At 70.5% G+C, this 25,946-nt stretch carries 24 protein-coding genes; 22 read left to right on the forward strand and 2 right to left on the reverse strand.

The features are described 5' to 3' along the window. Positions 1-92: 92 nt before the first annotated feature. The 7 genes from aroC to nusB all read left to right on the forward strand — a co-directional run bounded on the left by aroC (position 93) and on the right by nusB (position 6,570). Positions 93-1,277 (forward strand): chorismate synthase, encoded by a 1,185-nt coding sequence (aroC, locus tag OG609_RS33675; protein WP_114243501.1) that lies wholly within the window; start codon positions 93-95, stop codon positions 1,275-1,277. Next, positions 1,274-2,920 (forward strand): 3-dehydroquinate synthase, encoded by a 1,647-nt coding sequence (gene aroB, locus OG609_RS33680; RefSeq protein ID WP_327276284.1) that lies wholly within the window; start codon positions 1,274-1,276, stop codon positions 2,918-2,920. The genes aroC and aroB overlap by 4 nt, the downstream gene beginning before the upstream one ends. Next, positions 2,917-3,357: a type II 3-dehydroquinate dehydratase gene (gene aroQ, locus OG609_RS33685; RefSeq protein ID WP_114243499.1), complete on the forward strand. Its 441-nt coding sequence runs from the start codon at positions 2,917-2,919 to the stop codon at positions 3,355-3,357. Before aroB ends, aroQ begins: the two co-directional genes overlap by 4 nt. A gap of 138 nt (positions 3,358-3,495) precedes the next feature. Beyond that, a complete protein-coding gene (locus OG609_RS33690; RefSeq protein ID WP_327276285.1) occupies positions 3,496-4,308 on the forward strand; it encodes a Pro-rich N-terminal domain-containing protein in 813 nt (270 codons plus the stop codon). A 104-nt stretch (positions 4,309-4,412) separates the two neighbouring features. Beyond that, entirely contained in the window at positions 4,413-5,519 is a 1,107-nt protein-coding gene (locus OG609_RS33695) for an aminopeptidase P family protein (protein ID WP_327276286.1), read from the forward strand. Between the two features lie 50 nt (positions 5,520-5,569). Next, positions 5,570-6,136: an elongation factor P gene (efp, locus tag OG609_RS33700; RefSeq protein WP_266363161.1), complete on the forward strand. Its 567-nt coding sequence runs from the start codon at positions 5,570-5,572 to the stop codon at positions 6,134-6,136. Positions 6,137-6,138: 2 nt separating this feature from the next. Then, positions 6,139-6,570: a transcription antitermination factor NusB gene (gene nusB / locus OG609_RS33705; protein WP_327276287.1), complete on the forward strand. Its 432-nt coding sequence runs from the start codon at positions 6,139-6,141 to the stop codon at positions 6,568-6,570. Positions 6,571-6,732: 162 nt separating this feature from the next. On the opposite strand, the gene bldD is transcribed toward nusB, so the two are convergent. Continuing rightward, on the reverse strand, positions 6,733-7,233 hold the full coding sequence (gene bldD / locus OG609_RS33710) for a transcriptional regulator BldD (RefSeq protein ID WP_014044812.1): 501 nt from the start codon (positions 7,231-7,233) through the stop codon (positions 6,733-6,735). A 222-nt stretch (positions 7,234-7,455) separates the two neighbouring features. Here bldD and pyrR point away from each other — a divergent pair, with 222 nt between their 5' ends. From pyrR to OG609_RS33780, 14 genes are all read left to right on the forward strand, one after another. Then, positions 7,456-8,040, forward strand: a complete 585-nt coding sequence (gene pyrR, locus OG609_RS33715; RefSeq protein ID WP_327276288.1) for a bifunctional pyr operon transcriptional regulator/uracil phosphoribosyltransferase PyrR — start codon at positions 7,456-7,458, stop codon at positions 8,038-8,040. 93 nt (positions 8,041-8,133) lie between these two features. After that, complete coding sequence (locus OG609_RS33720) at positions 8,134-9,111, forward strand: aspartate carbamoyltransferase catalytic subunit (protein ID WP_327276289.1); 978 nt, start codon at positions 8,134-8,136, stop codon at positions 9,109-9,111. Positions 9,112-9,113: 2 nt separating this feature from the next. Further along, on the forward strand, positions 9,114-10,427 hold the full coding sequence (locus OG609_RS33725; protein ID WP_093894508.1) for a dihydroorotase: 1,314 nt from the start codon (positions 9,114-9,116) through the stop codon (positions 10,425-10,427). Then, entirely contained in the window at positions 10,424-11,005 is a 582-nt protein-coding gene (locus tag OG609_RS33730; RefSeq protein WP_327276290.1) for a PH-like domain-containing protein, read from the forward strand. The genes OG609_RS33725 and OG609_RS33730 overlap by 4 nt, the downstream gene beginning before the upstream one ends. Beyond that, positions 11,002-12,144, forward strand: a complete 1,143-nt coding sequence (gene carA, locus OG609_RS33735) for a glutamine-hydrolyzing carbamoyl-phosphate synthase small subunit (protein WP_327276291.1) — start codon at positions 11,002-11,004, stop codon at positions 12,142-12,144. Before OG609_RS33730 ends, carA begins: the two co-directional genes overlap by 4 nt. Beyond that, positions 12,137-15,445 carry a carbamoyl-phosphate synthase large subunit gene (carB, locus tag OG609_RS33740; RefSeq protein WP_327276292.1) on the forward strand — a complete coding sequence of 1,103 codons (3,309 nt, stop codon included), beginning with the start codon at positions 12,137-12,139 and terminating at the stop codon, positions 15,443-15,445. The genes carA and carB overlap by 8 nt, the downstream gene beginning before the upstream one ends. A 65-nt stretch (positions 15,446-15,510) precedes the next feature. After that, the gene (locus OG609_RS33745; RefSeq protein ID WP_327276293.1) at positions 15,511-16,620 is read left to right on the forward strand and encodes a quinone-dependent dihydroorotate dehydrogenase; all 1,110 of its coding nucleotides are present in this window, start codon (positions 15,511-15,513) and stop codon (positions 16,618-16,620) included. Next, entirely contained in the window at positions 16,617-17,456 is an 840-nt protein-coding gene (pyrF, locus tag OG609_RS33750; protein WP_327276294.1) for an orotidine-5'-phosphate decarboxylase, read from the forward strand. Before OG609_RS33745 ends, pyrF begins: the two co-directional genes overlap by 4 nt. 244 nt (positions 17,457-17,700) lie before the next feature. Beyond that, a complete protein-coding gene (locus OG609_RS33755) occupies positions 17,701-18,024 on the forward strand; it encodes an integration host factor (protein WP_014157387.1) in 324 nt (107 codons plus the stop codon). A gap of 38 nt (positions 18,025-18,062) precedes the next feature. Continuing rightward, the gene (gmk, locus tag OG609_RS33760; RefSeq protein WP_327276295.1) at positions 18,063-18,680 is read left to right on the forward strand and encodes a guanylate kinase; all 618 of its coding nucleotides are present in this window, start codon (positions 18,063-18,065) and stop codon (positions 18,678-18,680) included. Between the two features lie 80 nt (positions 18,681-18,760). Further along, positions 18,761-19,033: a DNA-directed RNA polymerase subunit omega gene (rpoZ, locus tag OG609_RS33765; RefSeq protein ID WP_003970369.1), complete on the forward strand. Its 273-nt coding sequence runs from the start codon at positions 18,761-18,763 to the stop codon at positions 19,031-19,033. 132 nt (positions 19,034-19,165) lie between these two features. Then, the gene (gene coaBC, locus OG609_RS33770) at positions 19,166-20,368 is read left to right on the forward strand and encodes a bifunctional phosphopantothenoylcysteine decarboxylase/phosphopantothenate--cysteine ligase CoaBC (RefSeq protein ID WP_327276296.1); all 1,203 of its coding nucleotides are present in this window, start codon (positions 19,166-19,168) and stop codon (positions 20,366-20,368) included. A gap of 243 nt (positions 20,369-20,611) precedes the next feature. Further along, complete coding sequence (gene metK / locus OG609_RS33775; protein WP_114243484.1) at positions 20,612-21,835, forward strand: methionine adenosyltransferase; 1,224 nt, start codon at positions 20,612-20,614, stop codon at positions 21,833-21,835. Between the two features lie 126 nt (positions 21,836-21,961). Continuing rightward, a complete protein-coding gene (locus OG609_RS33780) occupies positions 21,962-24,106 on the forward strand; it encodes a primosomal protein N' (protein ID WP_327276297.1) in 2,145 nt (714 codons plus the stop codon). Positions 24,107-24,190: 84 nt separating this feature from the next. On the opposite strand, the gene OG609_RS33785 is transcribed toward OG609_RS33780, so the two are convergent. Continuing rightward, positions 24,191-24,739, reverse strand: a complete 549-nt coding sequence (locus OG609_RS33785; protein WP_327276298.1) for a hypothetical protein — start codon at positions 24,737-24,739, stop codon at positions 24,191-24,193. 231 nt (positions 24,740-24,970) lie between these two features. Between OG609_RS33785 and fmt the strand changes: the two genes are divergently transcribed. Beyond that, the gene (gene fmt / locus OG609_RS33790; RefSeq protein ID WP_327276300.1) at positions 24,971-25,903 is read left to right on the forward strand and encodes a methionyl-tRNA formyltransferase; all 933 of its coding nucleotides are present in this window, start codon (positions 24,971-24,973) and stop codon (positions 25,901-25,903) included. Positions 25,904-25,946: the final 43 nt, after the last annotated feature.

The following is a 25,946-nucleotide window of genomic DNA, read 5'->3' on the forward strand; positions in this document are numbered from 1 at the left end:
GTGCCCAAGCGTGGGAGGATCGAAGGCGGCGGGCCAGGGCCGCGCACCCGGTCGCGCCGTCGCAGTTTCAGGCGCGAGCATGAGGAGCACCGTTGAGCAGGTTGCGCTGGCTGACCGCAGGGGAGTCGCACGGCCCCGCACTGGTGGCGACGCTGGAGGGTCTTCCCGCCGGTGTCCCGATCACCACGGAGATGGTGGCGGACGCACTGGCCCGGCGGCGGCTCGGCTATGGCCGCGGCGCTCGCATGAAGTTCGAGAAGGACGAGGTCACCTTCCTCGGCGGGGTACGCCACGGGCTGACCATGGGCTCCCCGGTCGCCGTCATGGTGGGCAACACCGAATGGCCCAAGTGGGAGCAGGTCATGTCGGCCGACCCGGTCGACCCCGACGAACTGGCCGCGCTGGCCCGTAACGCACCGCTGACCCGCCCCCGCCCCGGCCACGCCGACCTCGCCGGCATGCAGAAGTACGGCTTCGACGAGGCGCGGCCGATCCTGGAGCGCGCCAGTGCCCGGGAGACCGCGGCCCGCGTCGCGCTCGGTGCCGTCGCGCGGTCGTACCTCAAGGAGACCGCCGGCATCGAGATCGTCAGCCACGTCGTCGAGCTGGCCGCGGCCAAGGCGCCCTACGGCGTCTACCCCACACCCGCGGACGTCGAGAGGCTGGACGCCGACCCGGTGCGCTGCCTGGACGCCGACGCGAGCAAGGAAATGGTCGCCGAGATCGACCAGGCCCACAAGGACGGCGACACCCTCGGCGGTGTGGTCGAGGTGCTGGCGTACGGAGTGCCGGTCGGCCTCGGCTCGCACGTGCACTGGGACCGCCGTCTCGACGCCCGGCTCGCCGCAGCCCTGATGGGCATCCAGGCCATCAAGGGGGTCGAGGTCGGCGACGGCTTCGACCTGGCCCGGGTCCCCGGCTCCAAGGCGCACGACGAGATCCTGGTCACCGAGGACGGCATCAAGCGGGCCTCCGGCCGCTCCGGCGGCACCGAGGGCGGTCTGACCACCGGCGAGCTGCTGCGGGTCCGCGCGGCCATGAAGCCCATCGCGACGGTTCCGCGCGCGCTCGCCACCGTCGACGTCGTCACCGGCGAACCCGCCAAGGCCCACCATCAGCGCTCCGATGTCTGTGCCGTGCCGGCCGCCGGCATCGTCGCCGAGGCGATGGTCGCCCTGGTCCTCGCCGACGCCGTCGCGGAGAAGTTCGGCGGCGACAGCGTCCCCGAGACCCACCGCAACGTCCAGTCGTACCTCGACCACCTCCAGATCCGATGAGCGGCCCGCTGATCGTCCTCGTCGGCCCGATGGGCGTCGGCAAGTCCACGGTCGGTGAACTGCTCGCCGACCGGCTCGGCACCACCTACCGGGACACCGACGCGGACGTCGTCGCCACGGCCGGCAAGCCGATCTCGGAGATCTTCTACGACGAGGGCGAGGAACACTTCCGCGAGCTGGAGCGACGGGCGGTGCAGACCGCCGTCGCCGAGCACACTGGTGTTCTCTCCCTCGGCGGCGGCGCCGTGCTCGACGAGACGACCCGTGCACTGCTCGCCGACCACCCCGTCGTGTATCTCTCGATGGACGTGGAGGAGGCCGTCAAACGGGTCGGCCTGAACACCGCCCGCCCGTTGCTCGCCGTCAACCCGCGCCGGCAGTGGCGCGAGCTGATGGACGCCCGCCGCCATCTGTACACCGAGGTGGCCCGGGCGACCGTCGCCACCGACGAGCGCACCCCCGAAGAGGTCGCCCAGGCGGTCCTCGACGCACTGGAACTGCCGGAGCGCACGGGCGACCCCGTCGCCCCCGGCGTGGAGAACACACGTATGACCGAGCAGGGCCCCACCCGTATCCAGATCGCCGGCGGCGCGGGCAGCGACCCGTACGAGGTGCTGGTCGGCCGGCAGCTCCTCGGCGAGCTGCCCACGCTCATCGGCGACCGTGCCAATCGGGTTGCCGTACTGCACCCCGAGGCGCTCGCCGAGACCGGTGAGGCGGTCCGTCAGGACCTCGCCGAGCAGGGCTACGAGGCCATCGCGATCCAGCTGCCGAACGCCGAGGAGGCCAAGACCGTCGAAGTCGCGGCGTACTGCTGGAAGGCGCTCGGGCAGACCGGCTTCACCCGTACCGATGTCATCGTCGGCGTCGGCGGCGGCGCCACCACCGATGTCGCCGGATTCGTCGCCGCGACCTGGCTGCGCGGCGTGCGCTGGATCGCCGTACCCACGACCGTGCTCGGCATGGTCGACGCGGCCGTCGGCGGCAAGACGGGCATCAACACCGCCGAGGGCAAGAACCTCGTCGGCGCCTTCCACCCGCCCGCCGGGGTCCTCTGCGACCTCGCCGCCCTGGACTCGCTGCCCGTTCACGACTACGTCAGCGGCATGGCCGAGATCATCAAGGCCGGCTTCATCGCCGACCCCGCGATCCTCGACCTCATCGAGGCGGACCCGGAAGGCGCCCGTACGCCCACCGGAGCGCACACCGCGGAGCTGATCGAACGCGCCATCCGGGTCAAGGCCGAGGTCGTCTCCAGCGACCTCAAGGAGTCCGGACTGCGCGAGATCCTCAACTACGGTCACACCCTGGCCCACGCCATCGAGAAGAACGAGCGCTACAAGTGGCGGCATGGCGCGGCCGTCTCGGTCGGCATGGTCTTCGCCGCCGAGCTGGGCCGGCTGGCCGGACGCCTCGACGACGCCACCGCCGACCGGCACCGTGCCGTCCTGGAGTCCGTCGGACTGCCGCTCACCTACCGCGGCGACCAGTGGCCCAAGCTGCTGGAGAACATGAAGGTCGACAAGAAGTCCCGCGGCGACCTGCTGCGCTTCATCGTCCTCGACGGCCTCGGCAAGCCCACCGTGCTGGAGGGCCCCGACCCGGCAGTGCTGCTGGCCGCCTACGGGGAGGTGTCGGCGTGACCCGCCGGGTCCTCGTCCTCAACGGGCCGAACCTCGGGCGCCTCGGCTCCCGCGAGCCCGATGTGTACGGCGCCACGTCGTACGCCGGACTCGTCGAGACCTGTCAGGCCCTCGGCAAGGAGCTCGGCTTCGATGTCGACGTCCGGGAGACCAACGACGAGGGCGAGCTGATCCGCTGGCTCCACGAGGCCGCGGACGGTTCAATTCCGGTCGTTCTCAACCCGGGGGCCTTCACCCACTACTCGTACGGAATGCGGGATGCGGCGGCCCAGCGCACCGCCCCGCTGATCGAGGTGCACATCTCGAACCCGTACGCACGGGAGGAATTCCGCCACAACTCCGTGGTCGCGCCGGTCGCCACGGGGACCGTGGCCGGATTCGGCATCGGCTCCTACCGCCTCGCTCTGCGCGCGCTCGCGGACGAGTTGACCGACTGACCAACCGGTGCCCCGGACGGCCGACCGGCCGACCGGGCACTGTGGACCGTTCCCGACCGTTCCCTCAGGGGCGGCCGGGGACGGTACGGTTGCCGTTCCACCAGCGCCAGTTGCCTGTACGAGACGGAGTGGCACCGGATGCAGCACGCAGTGGGGGCCCCGCTGCCGCCGCCCCAAGGCCCCGGAAGCGGACCTGTCGGCTGGACGCACCAGGCCCAGCACCTCGGACCGCCTGGGCCGCCGCCCACCACCCCTCCCACGCCCCAGGGCTGGCACGGACCCGCCCCGCAGCACGCCCCGGTGCCTGTCTCCAGGGAGACCACCGGGCACATCCAGTTGCCGCCCGGCGGGCCCGTCCCGCTGCCCGCGCCGCCCGCCGAGCCCGGCACCGGCAGCGCGACCCTCGCCGTTCTCCTGATCGGTCCCGCGGGCGCGGGCAAGACCACCGTGGCCAAGCTCTGGGCCAGCCGCCGCCGGGTTCCCACGGCTCACGTCAGCCTCGACGACGTCCGCGAATGGGTCTGCTCCGGCTTTGCCGACCCCCAGGCCGGGTGGAACGACCACTCCGAGGCCCAGTACCGTCTCGCCCGTCGCACCTGCGGCTTCGCCGCCCGTAACTTCCTCGCCAACGGGATCTCCTGCATCCTGGACGACGCCGTCTTCCCGGACCGGCCGGTCGTCGGCCTCGGCGGCTGGAAACGCCATGTCGGCCCCGGACTGCTGCCGGTCGTTCTGCTGCCCGGCCTGGAGATCGTGCTGGAGCGCAACGCCGCCCGCAGCGGGAACCGCCGCCTCTCGGACGAGGAGGTCGCCCGCATCCACGGCCGGATGGCCGGATGGTACGGCTCCGGACTGCCGATCATCGACAACTCGACGTACGACGTGGAGACCACCGCCCGCGTCCTGGACGACATACTCGCCCGCTCCATAGCAAGCCCCCCGGCCTGGTGAACCGCCATCGGGCGGGGTTCCCGGTCCTGTGACGGGACCGGCCGCGGCCCCCGGTCGGCTGCGCTGACCGAGCAGGCCCGAGCCACCACTCGTAGGCTCGTGACATGTCAGACGTGTACGCCGTCCGCCGCGGGCTGCTCCGCGACCGGTGCGCCGCCGTCGGATCCGCGGCCGCTCTGGTCTCCCGCCCCGCCAATGTCCGCTATCTCGCGGGCGGAGCGCCCCCGGGCGCCGTGTTGCTGCTCGGCCCCGGTGAGGACGTCCTGCTCTGCCCCCAGGCCCCGACCGGCGATCCCGCCGACGGGCGCACCGACGAGCAGCTGCGGGTGTCACTGATGCCGGCCACAGACGGCGATCCGGTGGTCGCGGCCGCCGGTCTGGCCACCTCCGTCGGTGCGGAGTCCCTGGCCGTCGAGGAACACCATCTGACGGTCTCCCGCCACCGGGCCATGAGCTCCATCGCCCCGCGGCTGCGGCTCGCCGATCTCGGCGCCACCGTCGAGCAGCTGCGGGTCGTCAAGGATGAGGAGGAGATCGCCTGTCTGCGGATCGCCGCCGAGATCACCGACCAGGCCCTGGGCGAACTCCTCGAATCCATCCTGGTGGGACGCACCGAACGGCATCTCGCCCTGGAGCTGGAGCGCCGCCTGGTGGACCACGGTGCCGACGGCCCCGCCTTCGCCACTTCCGTGGCCACCGGGCCGAACTCCGGCCAGGGCCGCCACCGCCCCTCGGACCGGCGGGTGGAGGAGGGGGATTTTCTCTCCGTCTGTCTGGGTGCGAACTATCGCGGCTACCGCTGTGAGATCGGCCGTACGTTCGTCATCGGGACCGCGCCCGCCGACTGGCAGATCGAGCTCTACGACCTGGTTTTCGCCGCTCAGCGGGCCGGGCGCGAGGCTCTCGTGCCGGGGGCCGCCTACCGCGATGTGGACCGTGCGGCCCGCTATCTCCTGGACTCCGCGGGCCACGGCGGGGGCCTCGCACCATGGACCGGGCACGGGGTGGGGCTCGAAATCGACGAGGACCCGCAGCTGGCACCTGCAGCCATGGGTAAACTGGACGCTTGTGTGCCGGTCACCGTCGAACCGGGGGTCCACCTCCCGGGCCGGGGCGGGGTCCGGATCGATGACACGCTCGTCGTGCGCCCCGAGGCGGACGGCGGACCCGAGCTACTCACCATTACGACCAAGGAGCTGCTCGCGCTCTAGCGCGCATCCTCGGTCGTTCCACCAGCTTCAGTCCAGGAGATTCCGCAACCGTGGCTTCCACGAACGACCTCAAGAACGGCCTGGTGCTCAAGCTCGACGGAGGCCAGCTCTGGTCCGTCGTCGAGTTCCAGCACGTCAAGCCCGGCAAGGGCCCGGCCTTCGTGCGCACCAAGCTCAAGAACGTGCTGTCCGGCAAGGTCGTCGACAAGACGTTCAACGCCGGCGTGAAGGTCGAAACGGCCACCATCGACCGTCGCGACATGCAGTTCTCGTACATGGACGGCGAGTACTTCGTCTTCATGGACATGGACACCTACGACCAGCTCATGGTCGACCGCAAGGCCGTCGGCAACGCTGCCAACTTCCTGATCGAGGGCTTCACCGCCTCCGTCGCCCAGCACGAGGGCGAGGTGCTCTACGTCGAGCTGCCCGCCGCCGTCGAGCTGACCGTCAAGCACACCGACCCGGGCGTCCAGGGCGACCGCTCCACCGGTGGCACCAAGCCCGCCACGCTGGAGACCGACTACGAGATCGGCGTCCCGCTCTTCATCACCACGGGTGAGAAGATCAAGGTCGACACCCGCACGGGCGACTACCTCGGCCGGGTGAACAGCTAACCGTGGCTGCTCGGAACACGGCCCGCAAGCGAGCCTTCCAGATCCTCTTCGAGGCCGACCAGCGCGGTGAGTCCGTGCAGACGGTCCTCGCGGACTGGGTGCGGCTCTCGCGGTCCGACACCCGTCAGCCCCCGGTCACCGAGTACACGATGGAACTCGTCGAGGGGTACGCGCAGTACGCCGACCGGATCGACGACCTCATCATCACCTACGCCGTGGACTGGGAGATCGACCGCATGCCGGTCGTCGACCGGAACATCCTGCGGCTCGGTGCGTACGAGCTGATCTGGGTGGACGGGACGCCGGACGCGGTGGTGATCGACGAGGCGGTCCAGCTCGCCAAGGAGTTCTCCACCGATGACTCCCCGTCCTTCGTGAACGGGCTGCTGGCCCGGTTCAAGGACCTCAAGCCGAACCTCCGCCGGGAGCAGTAGCCTCCGGCGGCGTTCAGCCACGAAGGGCCCGTGGTCAAGTTGTGACCGCGGGCCCTTCGGCGTGCGGGAGGCCGGTTGCCGGCAACCAAAAAAACCGTGTCGGCGCGGGCACCCGAATGGGTGAACCCGCGCCGACACGGCGGTACGTTTCTGCGAGGGGTGTCAGCCCTCTTCGTGGGCGACGGCGCGACGCGCGTCCGCGTCCAGCACGCCCCAGCTGATCAGCTGTTCCGTGAGCACGGACGGCGACTGGTCGTAGATCACGGCCAGCGTGCGCAGGTCGTCCTGGCGGATCGAGAGCACCTTGCCGTTGTAGTCACCGCGCTGGCTCTGGATCGTCGCGGCGTAGCGTTGCAACGGCCCGGCCTTCTCCGGCGGGACGTGGGCGAGGCGCTCCAGGTCCAGGACAAGCTTCGGCGGCGGCTCAGCGGCCCCGCCAGGCGTCGTACCGGGCAGGAGTTCCTGCACCGGGACTCCGTAGAAATCAGCGAGTTCGGCAAGACGCTGGACGGTCACGGCACGGTCGCCGCGCTCGTACGAACCGACCACGACGGCCTTCCAGCGGCCCTGGGACTTCTCCTCCACGCCATGGAGGGAGAGGCCCTGCTGGGTGCGGATGGCACGGAGCTTGGCCCCGAGCTGCTTTGCGTATTCGCTGGACATAAGGCTCCCCGGACGCTGGAACATTTTTGCGGCTCCGCCGCGTGGCTGGTAACTCACTGTGAGGTTACGCAGCGTTACTTGGATGCGTCAAGCCGAATGGTCCGGACCGGCACCTCCCGGGGGTGTGACCAGGGCGCTGTGCAAGCCCTGGTAACGTTGATGACGCAATTTCGACGTCCTTTAAGGTCCGTCCCGTGAGGCGGAGAAGGAGGTCCGTTTCTTATGGACGCACAGCACGAAGCCACCGGCAATGCGGCACGCCCCGTTCTCGAGGCTCCCGACATCGCCCGAGTACTGACCCGAATCGCCCACGAGATCGTCGAACGCGCCAAGGGCGCCGACGACGTGGTGCTCCTCGGTATCCCGACGCGGGGCGTCTTCCTCGCCGGCCGGCTCGCCGAAAAACTCCAAGAGATCACCGGCCGGAAGATGCCGGTCGGGTCACTCGACATCACGATGTACCGCGACGACTTGCGGCTGCGCCCTGCGCGCGCCCTGGCCCGTACCGAGATCCCCGGCGAGGGCATCGAGGGCCGCCTGGTCGTCCTCGTCGACGATGTCCTCTTCTCGGGCCGCACGATCCGCGCAGCGCTCGACGCGCTGGGCGACATCGGCCGGCCCCGCGCGGTGCAGCTCGCGGTCCTCGTCGACCGCGGTCACCGCGAACTCCCGATCCGTGCCGACTACGTCGGCAAGAACCTCCCCACGTCGCTGCGGGAGACGGTCAAGGTCCAGCTCGCCGAGGAGGACGGCCGCGACGCCGTGCTGCTCGGTGTCCTGCAGACCGCCCCGGCGGGCGAGCAGTAGCTGAACTTCACCCGTACGGAGTACCTCGAACCCCGTACGGCAGCTTCCGCACGCCCGCATGCCTGAACCCTCCAGCCCCCGGAGAACACCCAGATGAAGCGTCACCTCATCTCGGCCGCCGACCTCACCCGCGACGACGCCGTCCTGATCCTCGACACCGCCGAGGAAATGGCACGGGTCGCGGACCGGCCGATCAAGAAGCTCCCCACCCTGCGCGGCCGTACCGTCGTCAACCTCTTCTTCGAGGACTCGACGCGTACCCGCATCTCCTTCGAGGCCGCCGCCAAGCGCCTCTCCGCCGATGTCATCAACTTCTCCGCGAAGGGCTCGTCCGTCTCCAAGGGCGAGTCGCTCAAGGACACCGCGCTGACCCTGGAGGCGATGGGCGCCGACGCCGTCGTCATCCGGCACGGTGCCTCCGGTGCCCCGTACCGTCTCGCCACCTCCGGCTGGATCGACGGCGCCGTTGTCAACGCCGGTGACGGCACCCACGAGCACCCCACCCAGGCCCTCCTGGACGCCTTCACCCTGCGCCGCCGCCTCGTCGGGGCCGACGCCGGTATCGGCCGGGACCTCGAAGGCCGCCGGGTCACCATCGTCGGCGACATCCTGCACAGCCGGGTGGCTCGCTCCAACGTCCACCTGCTGACCACGCTCGGCGCGCACGTCACCCTGGTCGCCCCGCCGACTCTCGTCCCGGTCGGCGTCGAGCAATGGCCGTGCGACGTCAGCTACAGCCTCGACGAGGTGCTGCCGAAGTCCGACGCGGTGATGATGTTGCGTGTACAGCGCGAACGGATGAACGCCGCGTACTTCCCGACCGAGCGCGAGTACTCCCGCCGCTACGGCCTGGACGGCGACCGCATGGCGAAGATGCCCCAGGACGCCATCGTCATGCACCCCGGTCCGATGGTCCGCGGCATGGAGATCACCGCCGAGGTCGCCGACTCCGACCGGTGCACGGCCGTCGAGCAGGTCGCCAACGGCGTCTCGATCCGCATGGCTGTCCTGTACCTGCTGCTGGGCGGCTCCGAACCCGCCACCCCCGCCCGTACCGAGGAGAACAAGTAACCATGAGCAAGATCCTTATCCGCGGCGCGAAGGTCCTCGGCGGCGAATCCCAGGACGTCCTGATCGACGGCGAGACCATCGCCGCCACCGCCCGGCAGGGCGAAATCGACTGGAGTGGTACCGGCATCGAGGCCGGTGACGCGACCGTCGTCGAGGCCGAGGGCCAGATCCTGTTGCCCGGCCTGGTCGACCTCCACACCCACCTGCGCGAGCCCGGCCGCGAGGACTCCGAGACCGTCCTCACCGGAACGAAGGCGGCGGCCGTCGGTGGCTTCACCGCCGTGCATGCCATGGCCAACACGTTCCCGGTCGCTGACACCGCCGGTGTCGTCGAGCAGGTCTGGCGGCTCGGCAAGGAGTCCGGCTACTGCGACGTGCAGCCGATCGGCGCCGTCACTGTCGGCCTGGAGGGCAAGAAGCTCGCCGAACTCGGCGCCATGCACGATTCGGCCGCCGGAGTGAAAGTCTTCTCCGACGACGGCAAGTGCGTCGACGACGCGGTGATCATGCGCCGTGCGCTGGAGTACGTGAAGGCCTTCGACGGTGTCGTCGCCCAGCACGCCCAGGAGCCCCGCCTCACCGAGGGCGCCCAGATGAACGAGGGCATCGTCTCCGCGGAACTCGGTCTCGGCGGCTGGCCCGCCGTCGCCGAGGAGTCGATCATCGCCCGCGACGTACTGCTCGCCGCCCACGTCGGCTCCCGGGTGCACATCTGCCACCTGTCGACCGCCGGCTCCGTCGAGATCGTCCGCTGGGCCAAGTCCAAGGGCTGGAACGTCACCGCCGAGGTCACCCCGCACCACCTGCTCCTCACCGACGAGCTCGTGCGGTCCTACAACCCGGTCTACAAGGTGAACCCGCCGCTGCGCACCGAGGCCGACGTCATGGCCCTGCGCGAGGCGCTCGCCGACGGCACCATCGACTGCGTCGCCACCGACCACGCCCCGCACCCGCACGAGGACAAGGACTGCGAGTGGGCCGCCGCCGCCATGGGCATGGTGGGCCTGGAGACCGCGCTCTCCGTCGTCCAGCAGACAATGGTCGACACCGGCCTCATCGACTGGGCGGGCGTCGCCGACCGGATGTCGTTCCGTCCCGCCGCCATCGGCCGTCTCGACGGACACGGCCGGCCCGTCTCGGCCGGTGAGCCCGCCAACCTCACGCTGGTCGATCCGGCATACCGTGGTGTGGTGGACCCCGCGGGCTTCGCCTCCCGCAGCCGCAACACTCCCTACGAGGGTCGCGAGCTGCCGGGCCGAGTCACCCACACCTTCCTGCGGGGCCGTGCCACGGTCGTCGACGGGAAGCTCGCGTGACATCACTCACCCCCCTGTACCTCCAGCTCGCCGCCGAGCAGAAGTCGGCCGAAGTGACCGACTGGTCCGCTCGCATCAGCTGGGTCATCGGACTGGTCGTCCTCATCGCCTTCGTCTACTGGCTGATGCGCCAGGGATGGAAGTGGCGGGGGAGTCTCCAGTCCGATCTGCCGGAACTCAGCTCCACCCCGGAGGGGTTCGCGGACGGCGAGAAGCTGCTGACGCTGACCGGCAGGTACCACGCCTCGACGAGCGCCGGGCAGTGGCTCGACCGGATCGTCGCCCACGGGCTCGGTACCCGCAGCCGCGTCGAGCTCACCCTGACCGACCAGGGCCTCGACGTCGTACGACCCGGGGCAGCCGACTTCTTCGTCCCGGCCGCCGCACTGCGTGAGGCCCGGCTCGACAAGGGCATCGCGGGCAAGGTCCTCCCCGAGGGCGGCCTGCTGATCATCACCTGGGCGCACGGCGACAAGCTGATCGACTCCGGTTTCCGCTCCGACCACTCGGCCGAGCACCCGGCCTGGGTCGAGGCCATCGAACAACTCACCAGCACTACGGAAGGCACCGCACGATGACGATCTCCACCCGGGGAGCCGCCAAAGCTCCCGCCGTACTCGTCCTGGAGGACGGCCGCGCCTTCCGCGGCCGCGCCTACGGGGCCGTGGGGGAGACCTTCGGCGAGGCGGTGTTCTCCACCGGCATGACCGGCTACCAGGAGACGCTGACCGACCCCTCGTACCACCGTCAGGTCGTCGTGATGACCGCCCCGCACGTCGGCAACACCGGTGTGAACGACGAGGACCCCGAGTCGAAGCGGATCTGGGTCGCCGGATACGTCGTCCGCGACCCCGCCCGGGTGCCCTCCAACTGGCGCTCGCAGCGCTCGCTCGACGAGGAGCTGGAACACCAGGGCGTCGTCGGCATCAGCGGCATCGACACCCGCGCCCTCACCCGCCACCTGCGCGAGCGCGGCGCCATGCGCGTCGGCATCTTCTCCGGTGACGCCATCGCCGACGAGGCCACGCTGCTGGCCCGCGTCAAGGAAGCCCCCGAGATGGTGGGCGCCGACCTCTCAACCGAGGTCGCGACCAAGGAGACGTACGTCGTCCCCGCGATCGGCACCAAGAAGTTCACCGTCGCCGCGATCGACCTCGGCATCAAGGGCATGACCCCGCACCGGATGGCCGAGCGTGGCATCGAGGTACACGTCCTGCCCGCCACCGCCACCCTCGACGAGGTGTACGCGGTCGAGCCCGACGGCGTCTTCTTCTCCAACGGCCCCGGCGACCCGGCCACCGCCGACCACCCGGTCTCCGTCATGCAGGGCGTCCTGGAGCGGAGGACGCCGCTCTTCGGCATCTGCTTCGGCAACCAGATCCTGGGCCGCGCCCTCGGCTTCGGCACTTACAAGCTGAAGTACGGCCACCGCGGCATCAACCAGCCGGTGCAGGACCGTACGACCGGAAAGGTCGAGGTCACCGCGCACAACCACGGCTTCGCCGTCGACGCCCCGCTGGACAAGGTGTCCGACACGAAGTTCGGCCGCGCCGAGGTCTCCCACGTCTGCCTGAACGACCAGGTCGTCGAGGGACTGCAGCTCCTCGACCAGCCGGCCTTCAGCGTCCAGTACCACCCCGAAGCGGCCGCCGGCCCGCACGACGCCGCGTACCTCTTCGACCGCTTCGTTTCCCTGATGGAGGGCCAGCGTGCCTAAGCGCTCCGATATCCAGTCCGTCCTGGTCATCGGCTCCGGTCCGATCGTCATCGGGCAGGCCGCCGAGTTCGACTACTCCGGCACCCAGGCCTGCCGCGTGCTCAAGGCCGAGGGCCTGCGCGTCATCCTGGTCAACTCCAACCCGGCGACGATCATGACCGACCCGGAGATCGCCGACGCCACGTACGTCGAGCCGATCACCCCCGAGTTCGTCGAGAAGATCATCGCCAAGGAGCGCCCCGACGCGCTGCTCCCGACGCTGGGCGGCCAGACCGCGCTCAACACCGCGATCTCCATGCACGAGAACGGTGTCCTGGAGAAGTACGGCGTCGAGCTCATCGGCGCCAATGTCGAGGCCATCAACAAGGGTGAGGACCGCGACCTCTTCAAGGGTGTCGTCGAAGCGGTCAACGCCAAGATCGGCCACGGCGAGTCCGCCCGCTCCGTCATCTGCCACTCGATGGACGACGTCCTGGCGGGCGTCGAGACGCTCGGCGGCTACCCCGTCGTCGTCCGCCCCTCCTTCACGATGGGCGGCGCCGGCTCCGGCTTCGCGCACGACGAGGAGGAGCTGCGCCGGATCGCCGGCCAGGGCCTCACGCTCTCCCCGACCACCGAGGTGCTCCTGGAGGAGTCCATCCTCGGCTGGAAGGAGTACGAGCTGGAGCTGATGCGCGACAAGAACGACAACGTCGTGGTCGTCTGCTCCATCGAGAACTTCGACCCGATGGGCGTCCACACGGGTGACTCGATCACCGTGGCCCCGGCGATGACGCTCACCGACCGCGAGTACCAGCGGCTGCGCGACATCGGCATCGCGATCATCCGCGAGGTCGGCGTCGACACCGGCGGCTGCAACATCCAGTTCGCCATCGACCCGACCGACGGCCGCGTCATCGTGATCGAGATGAACCCGCGCGTCTCCCGCTCCTCGGCGCTGGCGTCGAAGGCCACCGGCTTCCCGATCGCCAAGATCGCCGCCAAGCTGGCCGTCGGCTACACACTCGACGAGATCCCCAACGACATCACCGAGAAGACCCCGGCCTCCTTCGAGCCGACGCTCGACTACGTCGTGGTCAAGGCCCCGCGGTTCGCCTTCGAGAAGTTCCCGTCCGCCGACTCCACCCTCACCACCACCATGAAGTCGGTGGGCGAGGCCATGGCGATCGGCCGCAACTTCACCGAGGCGCTGCAGAAGGCGCTGCGCTCCCTGGAGAAGAAGGGCTCGCAGTTCACCTTCGTCGGCGAGACCGGCGACAAGGCCGAGCTGCTCGCCGAGGCGGTCCGGCCGACCGACGGCCGTATCAACACCGTCATGCAGGCGATCCGGGCCGGCGCCACCCAGGAAGAGGTCTTCGACGCCACGAAGATCGACCCCTGGTTCGTCGACCAGCTGTTCCTGATCAAGGAGATCGCCGACGAGCTGGCCGCCGCCGACAAGCTCGACCCCGAGCTGCTCGCCGAGGCGAAGCGGCACGGCTTCTCCGATGCCCAGATCGCCGAGATCCGCGATCTGCGCGAGGACGTCGTCCGCGAGGTGCGGCACGCGCTCGGCATCCGCCCGGTCTACAAGACGGTCGACACCTGCGCCGCCGAGTTCGCCGCGAAGACGCCGTACTTCTACTCCTCGTACGACGAGGAGAGCGAGGTCGCGACCCGCACCAAGCCCGCGGTGATCATCCTCGGCTCGGGCCCCAACCGCATCGGCCAGGGCATCGAGTTCGACTACTCCTGCGTCCACGCCTCCTTCGCGCTGAGCGACGCCGGCTACGAGACCGTGATGGTCAACTGCAACCCGGAGACGGTCTCCACCGACTACGACACCTCCGACCGCCTGTACTTCGAGCCGCTGACGCTCGAGGACGTGCTGGAGATCGTGCACGCCGAGTCCCTCGCGGGCCCGATCGCCGGTGTCATCGTCCAGCTCGGCGGCCAGACCCCGCTGGGCCTGTCGCAGGCGCTCAAGGACAACGGCGTGCCGGTCGTCGGCACCTCGCCGGAGGCGATCCACGCCGCCGAGGACCGCGGCGCCTTCGGCCGCGTCCTGGACGAGGCCGGACTCCCGGCCCCGAAGCACGGCACCGCCACCACCTTCGCCGAGGCCAAGGCCATCGCCGACGAGATCGGCTACCCCGTCCTCGTGCGCCCGTCGTACGTGCTCGGCGGCCGCGGCATGGAGATCGTGTACGACGAGACGCGGCTCTCCTCGTACATCGCCGAGTCCACCGAGATCAGCCCCACCCGGCCGGTCCTGGTCGACCGCTTCCTCGACGACGCCATCGAGATCGACGTCGACGCGCTCTACGACGGCACCGAGCTCTATCTCGGCGGCGTCATGGAGCACATCGAGGAGGCCGGCATCCACTCCGGCGACTCCGCCTGCGCACTGCCCCCGATCACCCTCGGCGGCTACGACATCAAGCGGCTGCGCACCTCCACCGAGGGCATCGCCAAGGGCGTCGGCGTACGCGGACTGATCAACATCCAGTTCGCGCTCTCCGGCGACATCCTGTACGTCCTGGAGGCCAACCCGCGCGCCTCGCGCACCGTCCCCTTCACCTCGAAGGCGACCGCGGTGCCGCTCGCCAAGGCTGCCGCCCGCATCTCGCTGGGCGCGACCGTCGCCGAGCTGCGCGAGGAGGGTCTGCTGCCGAAGAACGGCGACGGCGGCACCCTGCCGCTCGACGCGCCGATCTCCGTCAAGGAGGCCGTCATGCCGTGGTCGCGGTTCCGCGACATCCACGGCCGCGGTGTCGACACCGTCCTCGGCCCGGAGATGCGCTCCACCGGCGAGGTCATGGGCATCGACTCGGTCTTCGGCACGGCGTACGCCAAGTCGCAGGCCGGTGCGTACGGCCCGCTGCCCACCAAGGGCCGCGCGTTCATCTCCGTGGCCAACCGCGACAAGCGCTCGATGATCTTTCCGGCGCGCGAGCTGGTCGCCCACGGCTTCGAGCTGCTGGCCACCTCCGGCACCGCCGAGGTGCTCAAGCGCAACGGCATCCACGCCACGGTCGTGCGCAAGCAGTCCGAGGGCGTCGGACCGCAGGGCGAGAAGACCATCGTCCAGCTCATCCACGACGGCGAGGTCGACCTGATCGTCAACACGCCGTACGGAACGGGCGGCCGCCTCGACGGCTACGAGATCCGTACCGCGGCCGTCGCCCGGTCCGTGCCGTGCCTCACGACGGTCCAGGCCCTCGCCGCCGCCGTCCAGGGCATCGACGCACTCAACCACGGAGACGTCGGCGTACGTTCCCTCCAGGAACACGCGGAACATCTGACCGCGGCGCGCGACTAGCAGGCCCAGCAGGGGGACACCGGAAACGGTGTCCCCCTCTCTGTGAGGACACCGAGGACACCCCGATGTACAAATTCTTCTTCCAGCTGGTCTTCAAGCGGATGGACCCGGAGCAGGCGCACCACCTGGCCTTCCGGTGGATCCGCCTCGCCGCCCGCATCCCCGTGCTGCGCACCTACGTCGCCGCCGCGCTCGCCCCCCGCTACAAGGAGCTGCGAACCGAGGCCCTCGGCCTGCGCATGCACGGCCCCTTCGGCCTCGCCGCGGGCTTCGACAAGAACGCGGTCGCGATCGACGGCATGTCGATGCTCGGCTTCGACCACATCGAGATCGGTACGGTCACCGGCGAGCCGCAGCCCGGCAACCCCAAGAAGCGTCTCTTCCGCCTCGTGGCGGACCGCGCGCTGATCAACCGCATGGGCTTCAACAACGAGGGCTCCGCGGCCGTGGCCGAGCGCCTGGCCACCCGCAAGCCGGTCTTCCGGACCACGGTCGGCGTCAACATCGGCAAGACCAAGGTCGTGCCGGAGGCCGAAGCGGTCGGCGACTATGTGAAGTCCACCGAGCGGCTCGCCCGCCACGCCGACTACCTCGTCGTGAACGTCTCCTCGCCCAACACCCCCGGCCTGCGCAACCTCCAGGCCACCGAGGCGCTCCGGCCCCTGCTCAGCGCCGTGCGTGAGGCAGCCGACCGGACCGTCACCGACCGGCGGGTCCCGCTGCTCGTAAAGATCGCTCCGGACCTCGCGGACGAGGACGTCGACGCGGTCGCCGATCTCGCGGTCGAGCTGGGGCTGGACGGCATCATCGCCACCAACACCACCATCGCCCGGGACGGCCTCGGCCTGAAGTCCTCGCCGTCCCTGGTCAAGGAGACCGGCGGGCTGTCCGGTGCGCCTCTCAAGGCACGCTCCCTGGAGGTCCTGAGCCGCCTGTACGCGCGCGTGGGCGACCGGATCACCCTGGTCGGTGTCGGGGGCATCGAGAACGCCGAGGACGCCTGGCAGCGCATTCTCGCCGGCGCCACGCTCGTCCAGGGATACAGCGCCTTCATCTACGAGGGCCCGTTCTACGCCCGGGCGATTCACAAGGGCCTGGCCGCGCGCCTGGCCGCCTCCCCGTACGCCACCCTCGCCGAAGCCGTCGGCGCAGAAACCAGGAAGGCCACCGCATGATCCCGGAACCGTTCGGCGCACGCCTGCGCCGCGCCATGGACACCCGCGGGCCGCTCTGTGTCGGCATCGACCCGCACGCCTCGCTCCTCACCGCCTGGGGCCTGAACGACGACGTCGCAGGTCTGGAGCACTTCACGCGTACGGTCGTCGAGGCACTGGCGGACCGGGTCGCCGTCCTCAAGCCGCAGTCCGCGTTCTTCGAGCGCTTCGGCTCGCGTGGCATCGCGGTCCTGGAGAAGGCCGTCGAGGAGGCGCGGGCGGCCGGTGCACTCGTCCTGATGGATGCCAAGCGCGGAGACATCGGCTCCACCATGGGTGCCTACGCTGCGACCTATCTGGACAAGGAGTCGCCGCTGTTCTCGGACGCGGTCACCGTGTCGCCGTACCTCGGCTTCGGTTCGCTGCGCCCGGCGCTCGACGCGGCCGTCCTCTCCGGCGCGGGCGTCTTCGTGCTCGCCCTGACCTCCAACCCGGAGGGAGCGGAGGTTCAGCGCGCCACCGCCGCCGACGGTCGTTCGCTGGCCCAGCTGATGCTCGACCACATGGCCGCCGAGAACGAGGGAGCCACCCCGCTCGGCTCCGTCGGCGCGGTGGTCGGTGCCACGCTCGGGGACGCGGGCGTCAATCTCGCCATCAACGGCCCCCTGCTCGCCCCCGGGATCGGGGCCCAGGGTGCGACGCCCGCGGATCTGCCCGGTGTCTTCGGCGACGCGGTGGGCAATGTGGTGCCCAGTGTGAGCCGCGGCGTACTGAGCCAGGGACCGGACGTGGCAGGGCTGCGCGCAGCCGCCGAACGGCTCACGGACGAGGTCCGGGCAGCCGTCGCAGGTAGGTGAACATGCCACGTAACAGCGGGTTGACTGAATCCTGACCAAAAAACTCGGTTGTTATGCCTGAAATGTCCTGGTCGGCTGAGGCTGACCAGGACTTTTCGTTGGTTCTCGCTGACTCGAGCGGTCTTGGCCGCTAGTCTCCGTCGAGAGCCGACGTACGCAAGTTGTCCGTCGCTCACCTGGTGTGGAGCGTCCAGCTTCCTCACCGGTCCGTATCCGACAGATCGACATCCGAGGTGACGTAGGCGTGGCTCTTCCGCCCCTTACCCCTGAACAGCGCGCAGCCGCGCTCGAAAAGGCCGCCGCGGCTCGCCGGGAGCGGGCCGAGGTCAAGAATCGACTCAAGCACTCCGGCGCCTCCCTCCACGAGGTCATCAAGCAGGGCCAGGAGAACGACGTCATCGGCAAGATGAAGGTCTCTGCCCTCCTGGAGTCCCTGCCGGGCGTGGGCAAGGTCCGCGCCAAGCAGATCATGGAGCGGCTCGGCATCTCCGAGAGCCGCCGGGTCCGGGGTCTCGGCTCCAACCAGATCGCATCCCTGGAGCGAGAGTTCGGCGGCAGCGCCGCCTGACGTTCTCAGGCACCCCTGAGAACCTGGATAATCGCTTCATGGCTGCAACATCCCGGGGGACGTCCCCCGTACCCCCGGACGTACGTCCGCGGCTGACCGTGCTCTCCGGCCCCTCGGGCGTCGGCAAGAGCACGGTCGTCGCCCATATGCGCAAGGCCCACCCCGAGGTATGGCTCTCGGTGTCGGCGACAACCCGCAAGCCGCGCCCCGGCGAGCGCAACGGTGTCCACTACTTTTTCGTGGACAACGACGAGTTCGACAAGCTGATCGCCAATGGCGAGCTGCTGGAGTGGGCCGAGTTCGCCGGCAACCGGTACGGCACGCCGCGCCGTGCCGTGCTCGACCGCCTGGAGGCGGGCGAGCCGGTGCTGCTGGAGATCGATCTCCAGGGCGCCCGGCTGGTCCGGCAGTCGATGTCGGACGCCCGGCTCGTCTTCCTGGCCCCGCCGAGCTGGGAGGAGCTGGTGCGTCGGCTTACCGGCCGCGGGACCGAATCCGCCGAGGTGATCGAGCGCCGGCTCGCCGCCGCCAGGATCGAACTGGCTGCCGAGTCCGAGTTCGATACGACGCTGGTCAACACCTCCGTCGAGGACGTGGCACGTGAGCTGCTAGCCTTGATGCTGGAGGTTTCCGGCCACCGTCCCGGCAGCGACTGACGCAGCCGACACGCGCGGCAGTACGGAACTCCGCACTGTCAAAGATTTCTTTGACCTTTACCCCCTTCGGAAGGCAGAGAGTGTCCTCTTCCATCACCACGCCCGAGGGCATCATCAACCCGCCGATTGATGAGCTCCTTGAGGCCACCGACTCGAAGTACAGCCTCGTGATCTACGCCGCCAAGCGCGCGCGCCAGATCAACGCGTACTACTCGCAGCTCGGCGAGGGTCTCCTGGAGTACGTCGGTCCGCTCGTCGACACCCACGTGCACGAGAAGCCGCTCTCGATCGCGCTCCGCGAGATCAACGCGGGCCTGCTCACCTCCGAGGCCATCGAGGGCCCCGCGCAGTAAGCAGGTATTGCACCTTCACCACAGGCCCGGCGGCCACGGCTGCCGGGCCTGTGGTGTGTCCGGGGCGACAGCATCGGACCGGGTGCGGTGAGGCAGCATGGGGGTGTTCGTATCCGAGTGCGGGGAGACGCAGTGGACAAGCCGAAGGTCGTTCTTGGGGTCAGCGGGGGCATCGCCGCGTACAAGGCGTGCGAGCTGCTGCGCCGGCTGACCGAGTCCGGTCATGACGTGAGGGTCGTCCCGACCGAGTCGGCGCTGCACTTCGTGGGGGCGGCCACCTGGTCGGCGCTCTCGGGCCACCCGGTGTCGACGGAGGTCTGGAACGACGTCCACGAGGTGCCGCACGTCAGGATCGGGCAGGGAGCCGACCTGGTCGTCGTCGCCCCGGCCACGGCCGACATGCTCGCCAAGGCCGCCCACGGTCTCGCCGACGACCTGCTCACCAATACGCTCCTGACCGCCCGCTGTCCTGTCGTCTTCGCGCCCGCCATGCACACCGAGATGTGGGAGCACCCCGCCACCCAGGAGAACGTCGCCACGCTGCGCCGCCGCGGCGCCGTCGTCATCGAGCCCGCCGTCGGCCGGCTGACCGGCGTCGACACCGGCAAGGGTCGGCTGCCCGACCCCGGGGAGATCTTCGAGGTCTGCCGCCGGGTGCTGGCCCGCGGGCCCGTCGAAGCCGACCTGGCCGGCCGTCACGTCGTGATCAGCGCAGGCGGTACGCGAGAGCCGCTCGACCCGGTGCGCTACCTCGGCAACCGTTCCTCTGGCAAGCAGGGTTTCGCGCTGGCCCGCACCGCGGTCGCCCGCGGCGCCCGGGTCACGCTCATCGAGGCCAACACCGGTCTGCCGGACCCGGCCGGCGCCGACGTCCTGCACGCAGGGACCGCCATACAGCTGCGCGAGGCCGTGCTGAAGGCCGCCGCGGACGCCGATGTGGTCGTGATGGCGGCGGCGGTCGCCGACTTCCGTCCCGCCGAGTACGCGACTGGGAAGATCAAGAAGAAGGACGGTCAGGAGCCCGCGCCCATCAAGCTCGTCCGCAATCCCGACATCCTCGCCGAGGTCGCCGGTGAACGCGCCCGGCCGGACCTGATCGTCGTCGGTTTCGCTGCCGAGACCGACGATGTGCTCGCCAACGGCCGCGAGAAGCTCCGCCGCAAGGGCTGCGATCTCCTCGTCGTCAATGAGGTGGGGGAGCGCAGGACATTCGGCTCCGAGGAGAACGAAGCGGTGGTCCTCGCAGCCGACGGCGGCGAGACCCCGGTGCCGTTCGGTCCCAAGGAGGCGCTCGCGGACACGGTCTGGGATCTCGTGTCGTCGCGACTCGGATGAAATTCTCGTTTCACACCATCGCGCAAGCCAAAACCCCCGAAATATGGGCGCAAATGGCTTTTTCGGAAGGCGATTTTCGTACAGAGACGGACCGTGCCGCGGGTCACAGAACTCCCAAAGGGCGAGACACGTTGTCCGCCGAGCGGCAGCGACCGATAAACTGACCCCCGGACCGTGCCGGGCGCAGCTCCCGGCCGTCCGCCAAATGATCAGCCAGCAGCCGCTGCAACCCCAGGGAGCGATGTGTCCCGCCGTCTCTTCACCTCGGAGTCTGTCACCGAGGGTCACCCCGACAAGATCGCTGACCAGATCAGCGACACCATTCTCGACGCGCTGCTCCGTGAGGACCCCCGGTCCCGCGTCGCCGTCGAGACCTTGATCACCACCGGTCTGGTGCATGTTGCGGGTGAGGTCACGACCAAGGCCTACGCCGACATTCCGACCCTCGTGCGGAACAAGATTCTCGAGATCGGCTACGACTCCTCCAAGAAGGGCTTCGACGGCGCCTCCTGTGGCGTCTCGGTGTCCATCGGCGCGCAGTCGCCCGACATCGCGCAGGGCGTCGACACCGCGTACGAGAAGCGGGTCGAAGGTTCCGCCGCAGGTGAAGAAGGGGACGACCTCGACAAGCAGGGCGCCGGCGACCAGGGCCTGATGTTCGGGTACGCCTGCGACGAGACGCCCGAACTCATGCCGCTCCCGATCTACCTCGCGCACCGGCTCTCGCGCCGGCTCTCCGAGGTCCGCAAGAACGGGACCATCCCGTACCTGCGCCCGGACGGCAAGACCCAGGTCACCATCGAGTACGACGGCGACAAGGCCGTCCGTCTCGACACGGTCGTCGTCTCCTCGCAGCACGCCAGCGACATCGACCTCGACTCGCTGCTCGCGCCCGACATCCGCGAGTTCGTCGTCGAGCACGTGCTCGCGCAGCTGATCGAGGACGGCATCAAGCTGGACACCGACGGCTACCGGCTGCTGGTCAACCCGACCGGGCGCTTCGAGATCGGCGGCCCGATGGGTGACGCCGGCCTGACCGGTCGCAAGATCATCATCGACACCTACGGTGGCATGGCCCGCCACGGCGGTGGCGCCTTCTCGGGCAAGGACCCGTCGAAGGTCGACCGCTCGGCCGCGTACGCCATGCGCTGGGTCGCCAAGAACGTCGTCGCCGCGGGCCTTGCCGCCCGTTGCGAGGTGCAGGTCGCATACGCGATCGGCAAGGCCGAGCCCGTCGGTCTGTTCGTCGAGACGTTCGGCACCGCCGCGGTCGAGACCGAGAAGATCGAGCACGCCATCGGCGAGGTCTTCGACCTCCGCCCGGCCGCGATCATCCGCGACCTCGACCTGCTCCGCCCGATCTACGCCCAGACCGCGGCGTACGGCCACTTCGGCCGTGAGCTTCCCGACTTCACCTGGGAGCGCACGGACCGCGTGGACGCGCTGCGCACGGCGGCCGGGCTGTAAGCCTGCCGCTCCCAGTCTGTACACCGGGGCCCGGACGCCGCACGCGGTGTCCGGGCCCCGGTGCGTGCGGCCGCCGGTTTGCTCTCGCCGGGGCCGATGTCAGTGGTATCTGGTAGGAATTTGGCTGTGAGCAGCGACAACGAGCGATCCGAGGACCCCGCGGGCGGGGTCCCGGAGCAGCTTGCGCTCATTCGGGAGACGGTACGGAAGGCCAACGTGCCGCGGGCCAAGCCGCGGACCTGGCGCGGCGCCGCGCTCGCCAAGGAGCTGCCCGTCGCCCGGGTGCTGGTCAACAAGGGCGTGCTCCATCTCGACCAGTACTTCGACTACGCCGTGCCCGACGAGCTCGACGCCGACGCACAGCCCGGAGTGCGGGTGCGGGTGCGATTCGGGGCCGGAGGGCGCAATGTCCGCGGCGGGCGGCGCGAAGGGGGCGGCCTGATCGACGGGTTCCTCATCGAGCGGCTCGCCGAATCGGACTACACGGGAGCCCTGGCCGCGCTCGCCTATGTCGTATCGCCCGAACCGGTGCTGGGACCGGAGCTGCTGGCCCTCTCGCGGGCCGTCGCCGACCGTTACGCGGGCAGCCTCGCCGATGTGCTGCAGCTCGCCGTGCCGCCCCGGAACGGACGGGCCGAGTCCAAGCCCTCGCCCGAGCCCCTGCCACCGCCGCCCGCGCCATCGGCGGGGAGCTGGGAGCGGTACGCCCAGGGGCCCGCGTTCCTGCGGGCGCTGGCCGAGGGCGGTGCGCCCCGGGCCGTATGGACCGCCCTGCCCGGACCGCACTGGCCCCAGGAGATCGCCAGGGCCATGGCCGCGACGCTCGCCTCCGGGCGCGGCGCGCTCGTCGTCGTGCCGGACGGCCGGACCGCGGGGCGGGTGGATGCCGCGCTCACCGAGCTGCTCGGCGAGGGCCGCCACGCGCTGCTGACCGCCGACTCCGGACCGGAGAAGCGGTACCGGGAGTGGCTCGCCGTTCGGCGCGGCTCGGTGCGGGCGGTCGTCGGGACGAGGGCCGCGATGTTCGCACCCGTCACCGATCTGGGCCTGGTCGCCGTCTGGGACGACGGGGACTCCAGCCACAGCGACGACAATGCCCCCTTCCCGCACGTCCGCGAGGTGCTCGAACTGCGGGCCGCGCACGGCCGGTGCGCATTCCTGCTCGGTGGTACGAACTGCACCGTGGAGGCCGCCCAGCTGGTGGAGAGCGGCTGGGCGCTGCCGCTGCGCGCGGACCGGGAGCAGCTGCGCATCGCGGCGCCCCTGGTGCGTACGGTCGGCGACGGGGAGCTGGCGCGGGACGGGGCCGCGAGGGCGGCCCGGCTGCCCAGCCTGGCCTGGCAGACAGTACGGGACGGGCTGCGCAGCGGTCCCGTCCTGGTCCAGGTGCCGCGCCGCGGATACGCACCCCGGCTGGCTTGCGAGCGCTGCCGTGAACCCGCCCGGTGCCGGCACTGTGCGGGACCGCTTCAGGCACCTGACCAGCGCGATCTCGACTGCGCTTGGTGCGGGCGGGCCGAGAGTGCCTGGCACTGCGTCGCCTGCGGCTCCAGTCGGCTGCGGGCCCAGATCGTCGGCGCCCGCCGCACCGCCGAGGAGCTCGGCCGGGCGTTTCCCGCGGTACCGGTACGGACGTCGGGCCGCGACCACATCCTGGACTCGGTGCCGGACGCGCCGGCACTGGTCGTCTGCACCCCCGGCGCCGAACCCGTCGCCGAGGGCGGCTATGCGGCGGCGCTGTTGCTGGACGGCTGGGCGATGGTCGGGCGCCCCGACCTGCGGGCCGGCGAGGAGGCGCTGCGCCGCTGGACGGCCGCGGCCTCGCTGGTGAGGGGGCAGCCGGAGGGTGGCACGGTGGTGATCGTCGCCGAGCCGACGCTGCGGCCCGTGCAGGCCCTGGTCCGCTGGGACCCGGTCGGACACGCCCGCCGTGAGCTGGCGGAGCGGGCCGAGCTCGGCTTCCCCCCGGTGTCCCGGATGGCCTCGGTGACCGGCTCGCCGGAGGCGCTCGCCGCGTTTTTCACGGCCGCCGAACTGCCGCCGGAGGCCGAGGTGCTCGGCCCGGTCCCGGTGCCGGGCGCCGAGCCGGGCAGGCCCCGCAGGCCCTGGGACGCACCGCCGGGGGAGTCCTGGGAGCGGGCGCTGCTCAGGGTGCCGCCGGGGAGCGGGGCGGCGCTTGCGGCCGCGCTGAAGGCGGCACAGGCGGCGCGGATGTCCAGGGGAGGCGGTGCGCAGGTCCGGATCAGGGTGGATCCGCCGGACATCGGGTGACGGCTCGGTGGGTGAGGCCGGACGAGAGGAAATGCGGCTGCCCCGCCGTGCATCGGGCGCGGCGGGGGCAGTGGGGTGGCGTGGTCAGCCGTTGCGTGGGCCGGGGAAGATGCCCGGGCGCACGTCCTCGCGCAGGGACGGGCGGTCCGCCGACGGCTGCGGGGGCATGGAGCGTGCGGCGGGTACGGCGGGCAGCGCGGGCGCACCGGCGGAGCCGGGCGCAATGGGCAGGGGGCGCGGCACCGCGGTCTCCGCGACGGCCTCGGCCGTTCCCGGCTGCCGGGCGTTGCGGCGGGCGCCGTAGCGGCGGTGCACCGCCTGCTTGGTGACCCCGAGCGCGGAGCCCACCGCGTCCCAGGAGAAGCCCAGCGAGCGGTCGAAGTCCACTGCCGCGGTGACCAGGGTCTCGACACTGTCCCGCAGCTCCTGGGCCAGCCTGACGGTGGGGGCCGGGGCCCTGCCGTAGACGACGAAGCCCGTGGACGGGCCGGAGCGGCGCGGACGGTAGACGTTGCCCAGTTGGGCGGTGAGCGTGCGCAGCGCGTCCACCTGCCGCCGGACCCGCTCGATGTCCCGCACCAACAGATGCAGGCTGGCCCGCGCTTGGGCGTCGTGGGTTGCGTGGTCGGCCATGAAGAAGCCTCTCGAACCGGCATGGAAAAAGGGATCGGGCCGCACCATGGCGGCTCGCTTCGGTCAATCTCTCTTGACCAACGCGTCAGCCGGGGATCTGGTCACGGTGCAGGGGCGCGTGTGCATATCCAAGGGGCGCGCAGTCATGCGTACGCCCCCTGGCCGCCCGGCCCATAGACTTGTGCGTTGCTCGTCACCGTACGTTTCGGCCCGAGAGGCAGTCAGCCACCCATGAAGCTCGTCTTCGCAGGCACCCCCGAGGTAGCCGTACCCGCCCTGGACGCCCTGATCGCCTCCGACCGGCACGAGGTGGCCGCCGTCGTCACCCGGCCCGACGCCCCCGCCGGGCGAGGCCGTCGCCTGGTCGCCAGCCCCGTCGCCGAGCGCGCAGAGGAGGCCGGGATCGAGGTGCTCAAGCCCGCCCGGCCGCGCGACGAGGACTTCCTGGCGCGGCTGCGGGAGATCGGCCCGGATTGCTGTCCGGTCGTCGCCTACGGAGCGCTGCTGCCCAGGACCACGCTCGACGTGCCCGCCCGCGGCTGGGTCAACCTCCACTTCTCGCTGCTGCCCGCCTGGCGCGGCGCGGCCCCCGTACAGCACGCGATCATGGCCGGGGACGAGGTGACCGGTGCGTCGACCTTCCTGATCGAGGAGGGGCTCGACTCCGGCCCGGTGTACGGCGTCCTCACCGAAGAGGTACGGCCCACCGACACCAGCGGTGACCTGCTCACCCGGCTGGCGTTCGCGGGTGCGGGGCTGCTCGTCGCGACCATGGACGGCATCGAGGACGGCACGCTGCACGCCGTACCCCAGCCCGCCGAGGGCGTCACCCTGGCGCCGAAGATCACCGTCGAGGACGCCCAGGTGCAGTGGTCCGCCCCTGCCCTGCGGGTCGACCGGGTGGTGCGCGGATGCACTCCCGCTCCCGGGGCGTGGACGCTGTTCCGCGGGGAGCGGCTGAAGGTGATCCAGGCGGTGCCCGTGCTGGACCGTGCCGATCTGGCGCCCGCCGAGCTGTCGGCGGCCAAGAACAATGTGTACGTGGGCACCGGCTCGCACGCCGTCGAGCTGCTCTGGGTCCAGCCGCAGGGCAAGAAGCCGATGCGGGCCGCGGACTGGGCCCGCGGGGTGCGCATCGTCCACGGCGAGCTGATGGGGATCTAGCGGAATCATGGGCCGGGGCGGCGACGTACGCTGGGAGGGTTCG

Source organism: Streptomyces sp. NBC_01224 (genome assembly GCF_036002945.1).
GTDB lineage: Bacteria > Actinomycetota > Actinomycetes > Streptomycetales > Streptomycetaceae > Streptomyces.